Genomic DNA, 13262 nt, shown 5'->3' with positions numbered 1-13262 from the left:
CACGCATTCTACTATTAGCCTGAAGGTTTTATACAAAGACTCCCGCATCGCACGGGAGCCCTATAAGTTTCGTCAGTACAAAAGGTTGGCGCCTATGAAATTTCCCTTTGCCTCTAAGTTTTCTGATACATCGGCAAACCCTACGGACTCGTCTCAAGACGAAGCCAAAATCCATACCCAAGTCCTTGACCTCCTCAGTGAAGGCGTGGTGATCTGTCAGGGCGAATCGGATACCTATACGATTGTCTACGCGAACCTCGCCTACCTCAGATATTATAACTTGCAGGCCAACCAAGTGCTGGGCCGGAATCTGATCGAATTCTATTCACACTACTTGAATGATCGCCATATCTCCGCTCTGCACAGCGCTCTGGTTGAGGTCAACTCTGGCCAAATGGAAATGTGTATTGACCATGACAAAGGCTCAGGCTGGCTTAATGTCAATCTCAACCTCATCGAGAAAAAGAGCAATAGATTTGATGTCATTCTTAGCCAATCGGACATCAGCCAAATAAGGAAGGTTAGAGAAGCGTTAAAGGTCTCGAATAAGAAGCTGCAAAAAATGGTCGCCAGCCAGAACCACAAAATCAACGAGCAAGAATTGCAAATGGGGGTGATGTTCGAGCAAGCGGTCGATCCGTTGATCTTACTCAATCCCGACATGATGGTGGCCGACATTAATGACGCCGCCGTCGTCCTGTTTCAACACGAAAAAACTGGGTTGCGCGGTTTGGCCCTGCGCTCACTGTTATCGGAGACCTCCGAGGCTCTGGTCGAAAACACGGTGTCTGGCATTGATAGCTATCAAGAAGTGGTATTGGACGATGTCATCAAGGTTAATCGCAGCGATACGGTCTTGACCATGTCAGGAGCAGTTCGCTACATTCTGTATAAGAATCAGAAGCATATTGTATTAACACTGAGAGACATCAGCAATCAACGCGGGGTGCAAAAAGAGCTGAAACGCAGCCAAAGTGAGTTAGAAGAGGTGGTGAGAAGCCTCAATCTTGCCACTCAAGCGGGCGAAATTGGGATTTGGAGTTGGGATTTTACCACCAACGATCTGGTGTGGGATGAGCGCATGTTTGACATGTATGGCGTCGACCCAGACCATGGTGAAAACAATTATGCCATGTGGCAACAGCGTGTCATTGCCGACGATGTCGTCGCAGCCGAGCAGGCCCTGACTCAGGCCAGAGAAACCTTGTCGCGGTTTCACGCCGAGTTTCGTATCCAATTGCCCGATGGCACGTTGCGCTGGATAAAAGCCGCGGCCGAAGTGCTATTCGCTCAAGACGGCAACGCGCCAATCGGTATGCGCGGGGTCAACATTGACATCACCAAAGAGAAAACCGCACAAGCGAGCATCAGTCAAAAAAGCGATATTGCTCAGGCCGATTGCAAAGCCAAATCGCTCTTTTTAGCCAATATGAGCGAGGAGATCCGCGCCCCACTCAATGGGGTGATGGGCATGATCAACTTGCTCAACGAGACGCCACTCAATGATCAGCAAACCAATGTGTTGGCGACCATGAAGGATTCGGCCACTGCGCTGCGCCATATCATTAATGATATTCTCGACTTTGCCAAGATAGAAGCGGGTCAGATATCTTTGGATAGCTCACCCGTCGAACTCCAAAAGTTAATTGAGCGCACTTTAGATGTGGTCTGCCTTGATGCCCAAGATAAGGGCGTTGAACTGTACTTAACCTATGATGCCACGCTGCCCAAGATGATCATGAGCGACAGCGTCCGCCTCAGTCAGGTGTTGCTCAATTTGGTCGACAATGCCGTCAAATTTACTGACAGTAGCGAGCAAGTCAAAGGCAAAATTTGGGTGTCTGCCTCCTTGAACACACACGACATCACCCCGTGCATCGAAATCATCGTCGAAGACAATGGCGTCGGCATGAGCGAGCAGCAGGTTGAGCAATGGATGACATTATTCAACCAGCAAGACACCCGTCAACGCGATCTTCTGAGTGACACCGGCCTTGGCCTTTCCATTAGCCGCTCTTTGTTGGCACTGATGGGTGGCAACATCACCGTCGACAGCCGCCCTAAAGTAGGCAGTCGTTTCTACATTGAATTGCCCTTCACCGAAGCCACCAGCGCGCCCGATGACCCGACCCCAAGCTACATCAATGGCACGCGGATCTTGTTTGTCACCAACGACCAAAACATCGCCACCTTTGCCGATATCAATCTCTCCAACTACCGCTGCAAAACCAACTGTGTTTCTAGCCTTGAACGGGCGATCACCGTGCTAGAATGCGCCGAAAACGCCGGCGTCACGGTCGATTTGATTCTGTTTGGCCCAGATTTCTATCATTATTTTGAGTCAAGCCCATGGCAGCAGACCGACGCTCACCTGCTTGAGAATCAAAAGTTTCTCTTCCTCACCCGTGACACCAACGTCAAATCCGGTCTGGTAAGCCCGGGCCGCTATGTGATGCCGTGTACCCCATTCAAGCCCAGTGATTTGGCCCGAGCAATCGGCGTCATCCGGGGATGCATCAGCTGCGAACAGCGCTTCTCCTCTGCCTATAGGAAAGCCGCCAATCGCCTCGACACCAGATCAGCAGACCAAACCGCTCTGGTGAATGACTAAACCCGCTAGCTCGCTAGGCATCTCGGCCACGGCGAGGCGCTCAGACTCTGGTCAACAAGGGATGGGTCGCGTCCACCCACGCTCCCCTCACGGGGTTTGGGTTGCAACGCGGACGCACTCAGCGTATATTAATCGTAATTTAACGATTAACTACAAGTGACCCCGTAATGTCAGAGGCCTGCAACCTTGCCAACCAACAAGCATTGACCGCCACCCAAGCGGAGCTTCAACAGGAACAAACCTTGGCCAGTCAAGCCAAAGCGCTCGCCCACCCCGCGCGGATCAGGATCCTAGCCCTACTGGTCAAGCTCGACAGTTTAGGTGGATGCCTCAATAGTGATCTCGTCTCTGAACTCGGGTTGGCACAATCGACCGTCTCTGAACACCTGCGTATTCTCAAACAGGCGAATTTTATTGTCGCCACGCCCAATCCGCCTAAGGTCTGTTACTCCGTCAATCGCACCACATTGGCGGCATTTAACACCCTCTATACCCAGTTGCTTCACTGAACTGACACAAACGTGTGCCACCTTGTTAAACAACAGGTCACGATCAATAAATCGCGATTCGACGATAAACGAAATATAGGTCCCGCCATGACATCACAATCAGACAATTCGGTCAACGCAATGCGCTTTCTTGATCGCTACCTTACCCTGTGGATAATCGCCGCAATGGCTCTGGGGGTCGCGATTGGCGTCAGCTTTCCTAACGTGGCCCAGTGGCATCAATCGATGAGTGTCGGCAACACCAACATTCCCCTTGCCATTGGCCTTGTGCTGATGATGTATCCCCCTTTGGCCAAGGTCGACTATGCCTTACTTGGTCAGGTTCGTCATGATAAAAAAGCAGTGGGGCTGTCGCTGGTGATGAACTGGGTCGTTGGGCCGATGTTAATGTTTGCGCTGGCACTCACGTTCCTTGCCGAGCACCCCGGCTATATGGTCGGCTTGATCTTAATTGGCCTTGCACGCTGTATTGCGATGGTGTTGGTTTGGAATGACCTTGGTGGCGGCAATCGTGAATACGGAGCAGCGTTGGTCGCCTTAAACAGTGCGTTTCAGATTGTCACCTACAGCGTGATGGCTTGGCTGTTTATTACCGTTCTGCCGCCGATGTTTGGCTATCAAGGCTTTCAGGTCGATCTGTCGATGCTCGACATCGCCGAAAGCGTCTTGATTTACTTGGGCATTCCTTTTCTGGCCGGGTATCTGACCCGCCGCTGGCTAGTGGCGGCCAAAGGTGAGGAGTGGTATAACCGTGTGTTTATTCCGCGCATTTCTCCCATCACGCTCATCGCTTTGCTCGCAACCATCGTGGTGATGTTCAGTCTCAAAGGCGAGATGATCGTCCAACTGCCGCTGGACGTGGTTCGCGTGGCCATACCATTGGGTATTTATTTCGTGGTGATGTTTTTCGTCAGTTTTTACTTGGGTAAAAAATTGGGGATTGAGTACGATAAAAATGCATCGATTGCCTTTACGGCGACGGGCAATAACTTTGAGCTGGCGATTGCGGTGTCCATCGCCGTATTTGGCCTCAATTCCGATCAAGCGTTCGTTGGCGTCATCGGTCCTTTGATTGAAGTCCCCGTGTTAATCGCGCTGGTTAACGTTGCGTTGAGAATGAAAAAACGCTACCCATCGTTGCGCAGACAACCGACCTAATTCCCCCATCATGGATGACGAGCAGCGCCACGCGCCTGCTGTCGGAGCCGACACTCCGACAGTACGGCTTGCTTGGTCTCGTCAGAGTAGGTATTCCATTCAAGAATTTCTGTGAGCGTACGCCAACAACCGAGACAAACATCGTTTTCATCGAGACAACAATGCCGGATACAAGGCTGAGGGACGGACGGTGTTTTCATCGCTCTTTTCCTGTTATCGATCGGCGGGCAACCCCGCCGTCAACATTCATTCACTCAGACAGACGCATCACGCCCGCCTAACTCTCCTTGGCCGGAAAACGCACTTCATACAACTCCATGAAGTCTTTTCTGATCTCTTGCTCAAGATGGGTCGCCTTGTCGGTGGGGCAGAACAGCATAAAATGCACGATCTGCTCACCTGTCGAGCCCGTGCTGATGTGAATATGAGGCTCTGCTCCGGGTAAATCGACCCCTGCGTGTTTTTCAATCATGGTGTTGTAGCGTGTGGCCACATCACTGAAATAGTGGCAATGCGCTTCTATTTTTTCGATCATCAGTGGCACCAAAGGATACAAGTTAACAAACTCGGCCACCGTGATAGAAAAGTTATGGTAAACGTAGCGTTTCATAAAATTCAGGTTTTTGACCGGATAGGTAAAAAACATGCTGTTGGGCAACGTCGCCGTTTTACCCGTGTAATGATACTGACCATGATGCAAGTCGATTTCCTGAATCGTGGTCGCCATCATGTTGTGTTCAATAACTTCACCGCACAATTTCCCCACTTCTATCCAGTCACCAATGCGAAACGAGCGTGAGCTGGCCCGTTGAATCGACCCTGTAAAACATAAAATGATTTCTTTTGACGCCACCACGATGGCAATGGCGATGGCAGTCACTGATAAAGCAAACTCACTGATCTCCGCTTTCCAGAGCATAAACAACAACACAATCGTGACCGCAAACGCGCCGTTTTTGGTCCGAGACATCCAGCTGCGCTGCTCTTCGGAAACAAACGCAACGTCACCGCGAATTTTGGACAACACCATCCGGCGCACCCAAACGATAAACACGATGATCAGCGCACTCAGAATGAGTTTGTTGGTTAAGAAGAAATCGACCACAGCGTGTGCTTTTTCCATTCAGAGCTCCTGTTTGATTAACGATAAAATCAGGTGGCGAATGCCAGTCGTCACGCATGATGCCACCTTTGCGTCACTGGATTGAGTAACGGTGAGATCTTGATTATTGATAGTATACATGACAAAAAATAGGGGGACTGACAGCCATGACAGCAAATGTGATGTCAGATGGTGTCGGTCGCGCGGTTATCTGAAACGAGCGGAGGTAATAAATTCGCCAAAGGTCTCACACCAGACGATCACGGTCGTGTAGCGTTCAAGGTCGGTCCCTGAGGGTAAATCCACCACAAAACGATCGAAGGTTTTGACCGCGCCGACACGCAGCATGTCGGCTCGATTTTGCGCAAAAGCCCCTTCGGTTTCGATAAAGGTCGGAGACAAATACAGCTGATAATCTGGGCCTGGTGCTAGCTCGCCAACAAACGCGATCTGATCTGGGCTGAGCGACACCGACCCTTCCCCCCAATGGAGAAAGTCACTGTCTTGACGGTCACGCTGGAAGGTCGCAGTGAATTGGGCTTGATTGGTGACCGTTTCAACTTGGATCATCGCCGGAGACTCGGGCTGAATCAAAATAGGCAAAGCGTAGACGCCTAACGCGAACCCCGCGGCGCCAAAAGCCAGATGACTTATCAGTAAAAATAAACGTTTCATCCCCTACCCTTTAGGTTGCACCAACGACTCTGTAAATGTACACGATAATCAAGGTGATAAAAGAATATTCAACGATTTTATCGACATCATACATTTATTTTACACACAAGGTCACAGTATGACTCGCCGTACCGCGAGTGAGCGGCGCATAACCCCCCCTTTCGCGGTGTTTAACGGGCAGCGCTCCGCTCGACCAGTGTCATCAACTGCGGGCCTTTTTCCATCACGAGCACCACCCCGTGAAGGACAATGACCCCAAAAGTCAGTTGAGCGCGTAAGCGTTGATAGCCTTCTGGTTTGTCCTCGTGCTCGCTCTCGCGCAGCGCCAGTTCTGCCACCCACACCATCAAGTACCCCAAGGACAGTAGCACCAACGCGGTCATTGGCTGGCTTTTGGAGACCAAGAACGCCGCCCACGCCAGTAGGGTAAATAAGTTACTCAGGATCAGTGCATTTCGGCACAGTGTATGACGGCTGTGATCAATACCATTTCCCCACAACACCCCACTCAAAAAACTTAAGATCACGACGCTGTAGGCCGTAAACAACGTCATGCCGGTGAGCCCCAATACGGTCATCTCAACTAGTATCAAAACCACACTGGCCATAAACGGCAGCAGGCCCAGATAACCCAAGCTTTGCATTATGTTGATTGAAGGTTTCGTCATTCTCCACGCTCTCGTCAGGTAACCCTCTAAGAGAATAGGTAAAAAAAACCCAGATAGTCACCTATCTGGGTTTTTCACAACAGAAAATCGTCGTCCGTGTCTGGTTTTTATAGCAACACAAAAATGCCCGCCAAACATGCGCTCATCAAATTGGCGAGCGTGCCCGCAATCACGGCCTTAATCCCTAAGTTGGCCACATCCGAGCGACGCTCTGGTGCAATCACACCGATGGAGCCAAGCTGAATAGCGATTGAACCGATATTGGCAAACCCGCACAAAGCAAACGTAACAATAATTTGAGAGTGCTCTGACAGCAAAGCTCTATGCTCGACAAAATCGATGAAGGCGACAAATTCATTCATCACGACTTTTTGGCCAATGTACGAGCCAACCATCAGCGTTTCATTGAGCGGAACCCCAATCACCCACGCCAGTGGCGAGAAAAGATAACCGAACACCGATTGCAACGTCAGGCCGCTAAACCCAGCCACATCACCTAGGTATTCAAGTCCCGTGTTGACCATGGCAATCACGCTGATAAACGCGATCAACATGGTACCGACTGCAACCGCAACCTTCATACCATTCATCGCACCACTGGCGAGCGCATCGATGACATTGCTGTCTTGCGCTTTATCCATTTCGATGTCGGATTGATCGATCGGCACTTCACGTTCTGGAACGATCAACTTGGCCATCATCAGGCTACCAGGCGCCGCCATAAAGCTGGCCGCAATCAAATACTTGAGCTCGATGCCCAGCGCAGCATACCCTCCCAGCACACTGCCAGCAACGGACGCCATGCCCCCCGCCATCACAGCAAACAGTTCAGAGCGAGTCATACGCGAAAGGAAAGGACGAACAAGAAGGGGAGACTCACCTTGAGAAAGAAAAATATTGCCTGTCGCCACTAACGACTCGGCTTTACTGGTCCCCAGAAAGTGTTGGATACCGCCGCCAATCACGGCGATCACTTTTTGCATGACACCAAGGTAATACAGAGCTGAAATCAGGGCACTAAAGAAAATAATAATCGGCAGAACACGAACGGCAAAGATAAACCCAGTGCTGGCTAAATCCCCGAAGAGGAAGGCAATCCCTTCATCAGCAAAGCCAAGTAAACCGGCAACGCCATTACTCAACCACGTCAGGCCCGTTTGTCCCCATGGGAAATACAACACCAAGGCTGCGAAACTGACTTGAAGCAACAAGGCTCGTGATACTGTTTTCCAGTTAATCGCTTGACGATTTTCTGACAACAACAGCGCACACCCCAGCAGCACCAAGACTCCGATTAATCCAAACAGGACGTTCATTAAAGATCACCTCTACAAGCATTGAAAAATAGCTGGTCCAGTCCGTGGGGTCATTCACTGTTCCATGTGACGGCTTGTATTGGTAGAGCCTGTGGCTCATTACCGGGCGGGGAGTATAACGAAAACCATTGGATTTTCATCCTCTATTTTGACGCAATCGTTTAACCTTCTGAATAATCGGTGAATTCAACCACTGACCCCGAACGATACACATACAGAATGATTTTTAATGAAATATGCATAAAATTGATATGATACGGGTGACAACACTCACATTTTAAAAGGACAAAACGCCGAATTTTAACAATTTATTGGCGATTTAGCCCGTGACTTCTAACGTTAGAAATGCGTCAACTAACGTACTCGAACAGATACGGTTGACTAACAACGTCACGCTAGACTAAAAGCAAACACAACACAAAACTTCGCCCCATCGTTTCCGATGGGGCGAATTTTGTTTCAGCATTCACGCATTGGACTGGCTTTATCAGGCCAGCAAGCTAGAATAACGGCCTTTGTGGTAAACCGAGACCAATATGCAACGCGATTATACCCTTTCCTCTCTGCAATCGCTTCCCCGTGAAGAGTTAGAAACGCTGAGCTTGCGCATGATTCATCGCCTGATCGATGAGACGTCCATGACGGAACTTTTTACCTTTGACGCCGAGCAAACCACCTCCGCGGAACGCCAGCAGGAAGCCCAATTTGATGCCATGCTCAGAATGAGTGCGATCGCGTTAAGCCAGCTGCCTGCGCTGTTCAGCGACTCGGAGCACGAGGCACAGAATACCCAGCGTATGCAGCGCTTGCTGTTATGGCATTTTTACGCGGTTTCGTTTCATCTTGAGCAGGCCATTCCTTTGGAGCGCCACTGCCAACACGTCGATGTCTTATTAATGCATCCCCCTGCTAATGCGTTGGAATGGGTGACCACACTGACCGACTTGCTCAGGCAATACGCGCAGATCAGCACGAGCGCGTCATAAAAGCCGTCTTGCACCGCCCAACGCAACCAAGATGGTCGAGCAAGCGGTGCTAAGCTTGCTCTAGTCGCCTTCGTCTGACAGAGGGTCGCCGCCTCGATCACCAGAGATGCGCAGCGATAAGCCCGTCTGACTGAGCGACCATTCCACCGATTTTACCCGCCATTCGCCATCTTCGGTGGTGCCAAATCCGGCCAAGGTCACATGGCCCTCAGCCACCAGCGTCATCAACGCGGCCCGTGCTGGCAACGTCAGGTCCAATGTGGCGCTGGCCATGTTAACGCTTTTGGCTTTGCTTGCCACTGCTTGTCTGGCTTCCTCTTGGTTCGGATGTTTGAACACGATGCGCAATTCAGGCTCGCCGCTGCCGCTCGACACCGTTTTGGTCATGCCCGATTGAACATCATGATACGTTGCCACCACGCGACGCACCGCATTACGGCTACTGAAACGGCATTGCCAACTGGTGACCTGTTCAGGTGTAAGGGTAATATTGGCCAATGTTTTGCCGGTGACCGATTTGCCCTCTCCCTGCTTCAAAAACAGCCAATACCCATTGGCGGGTTTGCTCACCGCTGAAAAACGGGTCGCCAAGCGGGTCAATAGGCTCATGTCACTTTCATTCACCTGATCCACATGGGCAAGCCGAGTGGCCTCTAAACTCGCGCTGATTCGCGGCACCAAGCCATGCTTTGACGCCACCGTTTTGACCAGATCGCCCAACGTGAGCGTGTTAAAGCTTCGCGTTTTTTGGGTTTGTAAACTGCCCGGTTGTTTACGGTTATCCATCGGCGCGGCATTGGCGACAATTTGCACTTGTTTTGGCGGCCCGCTTGAGGAGACCTCATCCACCACATAAGCGCCTTTGTTGTACAATTCGCCATTGAATCCCAAGCCCAAGTGAAGGATCGTCCCCCGCTTGGGGGTTGCGATCGTGGCGGGCAAGGTTAAGGTCAAATTAAGCCGGTCTGATTCGCTGCCAGCGTTGTCCGTTAAGGTTAAACTGGTCAAGTACTGTTGAATCATCGGCGTGATATCTTCACCCTCAATCGACAGTGAAAATCCCGGTTGGTAGTCTAGTCCCATAAACTGGCAGGCTCCCTGACCACAGACGTGGGTAAGTGGGGCAAATGCAGAGCAATGCCACTGGGCAACAGTGGCCCGCAGTCCGCCAGACCAGGGTTGGCCTTTAAGACCGCCACCACCGCACTCTCTCGGCCATAGTGCCGCCAGCAAATTTCATCGACCATATCCCCTTCACGGGTTCGGTAAATTGTCACCATAAAATGTTAACTCCAATGCAAAAGATTGTCGGCGTGGCACGCCATGCTGAATAAACTTGGTATTGGTTTCGCTGAGATCCGTCATCACCCAGTATCCGAGTACATCGCCTAGGCCACTGGTCAACATGCGAGGTTGTCCTTCATCCCCCAGCCTCGCCAAGTCTGTGACGCGCTGCGCCCCCGCAGAGTTAATTGCAGGGGCGATCTCACCTTTTAATGAGACTTTCACCGCCACCTTACCCGTATATTGGATAAGGTCTGACTGGCCAATCCGCGACTGGGCGCTCCAGCGCCACTGCCACTTCCTGACCAATTCGTTGTAGGCGGCGGTATCGATTTTGAAACAGAACCCACTCCACGTCAGCATCACTTGAGCCATTATCCTACCTCCGGTAAATCATGCAGGGCGCTGTATTGGCGCCCGCCTAGTTGTGCTTGAATGCCTCGAGCCACATCTGTTGGAGACTGGCCCGGTGCGGCATACACTTTTATTTCACCGACGTTTTGGTTGACGGTATTGCCCTGAGTGGCACCATAGCGGCTTTCAATCGCCAGCCTGCCTCGGCCTGATAGGGCGGTGGGTAGCTTGCTCGCCTCCCGTTTTTGATAAGCGTCGTGCTCGTCATCCCCCGACAGGCCCATCAACGACGTCCAATCACTGACGGTGTCCCAAACCCAGGTTATTTTGGCCATTCCCTTGTCAAAGATGCCCGTGATCCCGCCCCACAGTTGTTCAAAGAACTCGGTGATCGGAGACCAGTGCTCAGCAATCTGCGCAAGCGGGTCAAAACTTAACAGCGATTGAATCGACGAACTAACGGCCGAAAATTCGGTCTTGAGCCATTGTAAACAACCACCGATGTAGGCAACCGACTCTCGCCAACATTCACTGAACACCTCGATAGATGGCCAGCTCAGCATGGATTGAATCGACGAACTAACGGCCGAAAATTCGGTCTTGAGCCACTGCAAACAACCACCGATGTAGGCGACCGACTCTCCCCAACATTGACTGAACATCTCGATAGATGGCCAGATCAGCATGGATAGAATCGACGAGCGAACGGCCGAAAATTCGGTCGTGAGCCACTGCAAACAACCACCGATATAGGCGACCGACTCTCCCCAACATTGACTGATCGTGTCTGTGGCACTTGTAAAGATGGAGACTAACTGGGCAAAAGCTTTGCCAATCCAAGCCGTCACTGAATCCCAGTTTTGGTACAGCTGAATACCCATGAAGATCAAAAGGCTGATCCCCGCAGCGATCATGCCGATCGGATTCGCCATCATGACGCCATTAAAGGCCATCATGGCCATATTAGCCAAACCCACCACCCTCACCAGCCGATACACGGTAATAACGGCACTAAACAATCCTGCAATCAACTTGCCTGCCATGAGAGAGGCGATGGCAATGCCGACATTTTCCCAGCCCCCCAACGCTTGAACGACCGTATTCACGCAGCTGGCCATCGACACTAAGCCTGCGCTCAAGCCGCGCCCAAATTCGATGGCGCTTTTAAAAAAGCCAATAATTTGTGGTCTGTTGTCTCTATAGAATTGAGTGAAGGTGGCACTGAGTGTTTTGATCTCACCGACCAACTCGCCCCCGATGACGCCTGCAATATCTTGCCAAGCAGACGTCAGCGCGGTTTTAAGACTACCTGCCTCACTGCTGTAATCCGCGGCGCCCTTCGCGCCTTCTTCGGTCAAAAGGTTAAATTTTCGCTGTTCGTCTAGCAGCTGCTTAACGCTTTTGCCACTCTGATTAATGACATTGGATAACTGGCTGCCTTGCTTGCCCAATAGTTTGTTCGCCAGCGAGGCCGCTTGTTGTTGGTCATCCATTCCCTCAAGGCGTTTCATCACCTCTTCAAATTGTTCTGCGGCGTCCATACCGTCGAGCATGGATTGCTTGATCCCCAAGGTTTTAAACGCGCTCGCAGACGAGGATTTTTGGCCCAACTTCTGGAAATCAATCACTTTATCGCTGAGATTTTTAACCATGCCACCTAGGTGCTTACCTTCCAGTCCTGCTTCCTGAGCAACCCCAGACCACGCCTGAAAGCTTGAGGTACTCATGTCGAAGGACTTCGCCAAGCCCACGATTTTGGCGGTCTCGATATTGGTCTTGTGCATTGCGCTGGCGAAGGCTTTGCCCATTCTCCAAATCTCCGCCGCCGCGGCGCGGCTGGCCGCCCCGATACTGCGGATTTTATCGCCCAGCTCTAACGCATTCCCATAGGTTTCAGATTCGCGGGTCGCGGCGTTGATCGATTGACCCAATTCTTGATAACGGTCAACCAACTCGGTGATGTCGTTACCCGCTAATGCGGTGCGCACAATTTGTTGTCTGAGGATGACGTGCTGACTTTGAAGCCGCTCAGCTTGTTCACTCGCCTCCGTCATGGCCGTTTTGAACGTCTCACCCATTTTGGTGAAGTTCTCGGAAAGAATACCGCTCAGCGTCATCATCGATGTTAGATTCTCATCGACCATTCTATGCCTCCTTCTTTGGTAGGTGCTCAATAAACTCAATGAACGTCGTCATTGGCAACCCCAACATTTCAGAGAGTGACCAGCCGGTATGGCTGGCCAGAATCATTAATCCACGTTGGATGTCATGTTCGCTGAGGCGTTCTTGCGAAAACCCACGATCACTTTTTGCACCTCCGAGTAATCTTCCATATCCAGTTCCTGAATCACGCCCGTTTCGACGTTAGCCAGCAGCGACATTAAGTGTACTTCCTTGTCGGCATCGTTCTTATTTTGCTTATCGGCGATCAACTGGTCGCGCACTTTAGGGCGGCGCAATGTCAGGACTTCAATGGTTTTCCCACCCAGTTCAATTGGGTAGTTCAGTGTGACTTGAGCCGTGTTTGTTGGGTATTCCATGATAATGTTCCTATAAAAAAGGCCGCGTCACGCGGCCTTGGAGTTGAAGGGTAAATTGA

General features: G+C 51.1%; 14 protein-coding genes. 4 read left to right on the top strand and 10 right to left on the bottom strand.

From position 1 onward, the window contains the following. Positions 1-94 precede the first annotated feature (94 nt). The 3 genes from HLM86_RS11145 (at position 95) to arsB (ending at position 4278) form a co-directional block, all read left to right on the top strand. Entirely contained in the window at positions 95-2611 is a 2517-nt protein-coding gene (locus tag HLM86_RS11145) for a PAS domain-containing sensor histidine kinase (protein ID WP_170882844.1), read from the top strand. A 167-nt stretch (positions 2612-2778) separates the two neighbouring features. After that, positions 2779-3120: an ArsR/SmtB family transcription factor gene (locus HLM86_RS11140; protein WP_076590407.1), complete on the top strand. Its 342-nt coding sequence runs from the start codon at positions 2779-2781 to the stop codon at positions 3118-3120. An 87-nt stretch (positions 3121-3207) separates the two neighbouring features. Beyond that, the gene (arsB, locus tag HLM86_RS11135) at positions 3208-4278 is read left to right on the top strand and encodes an ACR3 family arsenite efflux transporter (protein ID WP_170882843.1); all 1071 of its coding nucleotides are present in this window, start codon (positions 3208-3210) and stop codon (positions 4276-4278) included. A gap of 8 nt (positions 4279-4286) precedes the next feature. Here arsB and HLM86_RS11130 read toward each other — a convergent pair whose 3' ends face one another. The 5 genes from HLM86_RS11130 to HLM86_RS11110 form a co-directional block, all read right to left on the bottom strand. Next, positions 4287-4478 (bottom strand): DUF1289 domain-containing protein, encoded by a 192-nt coding sequence (locus tag HLM86_RS11130; protein WP_076590405.1) that lies wholly within the window; start codon positions 4476-4478, stop codon positions 4287-4289. 77 nt (positions 4479-4555) lie between these two features. Continuing rightward, the gene (locus HLM86_RS11125) at positions 4556-5401 is read right to left on the bottom strand and encodes a mechanosensitive ion channel family protein (protein ID WP_076590404.1); all 846 of its coding nucleotides are present in this window, start codon (positions 5399-5401) and stop codon (positions 4556-4558) included. A gap of 186 nt (positions 5402-5587) precedes the next feature. Next, entirely contained in the window at positions 5588-6055 is a 468-nt protein-coding gene (locus tag HLM86_RS11120; protein ID WP_076590403.1) for a DM13 domain-containing protein, read from the bottom strand. Positions 6056-6225: 170 nt separating this feature from the next. Beyond that, positions 6226-6723, bottom strand: coding sequence for a DUF3429 domain-containing protein (locus HLM86_RS11115; protein ID WP_170882842.1), 498 nt, complete (start codon positions 6721-6723; stop codon positions 6226-6228). A gap of 107 nt (positions 6724-6830) precedes the next feature. Continuing rightward, positions 6831-8039 carry a NupC/NupG family nucleoside CNT transporter gene (locus HLM86_RS11110; protein ID WP_076590401.1) on the bottom strand — a complete coding sequence of 403 codons (1209 nt, stop codon included), beginning with the start codon at positions 8037-8039 and terminating at the stop codon, positions 6831-6833. 536 nt (positions 8040-8575) lie between these two features. Between HLM86_RS11110 and HLM86_RS11105 the strand changes: the two genes are divergently transcribed. Next, complete coding sequence (locus HLM86_RS11105; protein WP_076590400.1) at positions 8576-9025, top strand: exoribonuclease R; 450 nt, start codon at positions 8576-8578, stop codon at positions 9023-9025. A 60-nt stretch (positions 9026-9085) separates the two neighbouring features. Here the strand turns inward: HLM86_RS11105 and HLM86_RS11100 are convergent, their stop codons facing one another. The 5 genes from HLM86_RS11100 to HLM86_RS11080 form a co-directional block, all read right to left on the bottom strand. Next, positions 9086-10108: a contractile injection system protein, VgrG/Pvc8 family gene (locus HLM86_RS11100; protein WP_076590399.1), complete on the bottom strand. Its 1023-nt coding sequence runs from the start codon at positions 10106-10108 to the stop codon at positions 9086-9088. Beyond that, the gene (locus HLM86_RS11095; RefSeq protein ID WP_076590398.1) at positions 10099-10305 is read right to left on the bottom strand and encodes a tail protein X; all 207 of its coding nucleotides are present in this window, start codon (positions 10303-10305) and stop codon (positions 10099-10101) included. The genes HLM86_RS11100 and HLM86_RS11095 overlap by 10 nt, the downstream gene beginning before the upstream one ends. Next, positions 10280-10684 carry a phage tail protein gene (locus HLM86_RS11090; RefSeq protein ID WP_076590397.1) on the bottom strand — a complete coding sequence of 135 codons (405 nt, stop codon included), beginning with the start codon at positions 10682-10684 and terminating at the stop codon, positions 10280-10282. The genes HLM86_RS11095 and HLM86_RS11090 overlap by 26 nt, the downstream gene beginning before the upstream one ends. After that, the gene (locus HLM86_RS11085) at positions 10684-12807 is read right to left on the bottom strand and encodes a phage tail tape measure protein (protein ID WP_170882841.1); all 2124 of its coding nucleotides are present in this window, start codon (positions 12805-12807) and stop codon (positions 10684-10686) included. Before HLM86_RS11085 ends, HLM86_RS11090 begins: the two co-directional genes overlap by 1 nt. A gap of 105 nt (positions 12808-12912) precedes the next feature. After that, positions 12913-13203, bottom strand: coding sequence for a phage tail assembly protein (locus tag HLM86_RS11080; protein ID WP_170882840.1), 291 nt, complete (start codon positions 13201-13203; stop codon positions 12913-12915). Positions 13204-13262: the final 59 nt, after the last annotated feature.

The organism is Vibrio ostreicida (assembly GCF_013074385.2).
In the GTDB taxonomy this organism is placed as follows: domain Bacteria; phylum Pseudomonadota; class Gammaproteobacteria; order Enterobacterales; family Vibrionaceae; genus Vibrio; species Vibrio ostreicida.
This window is presented reverse-complemented; position numbering and strand designations above follow the sequence as displayed.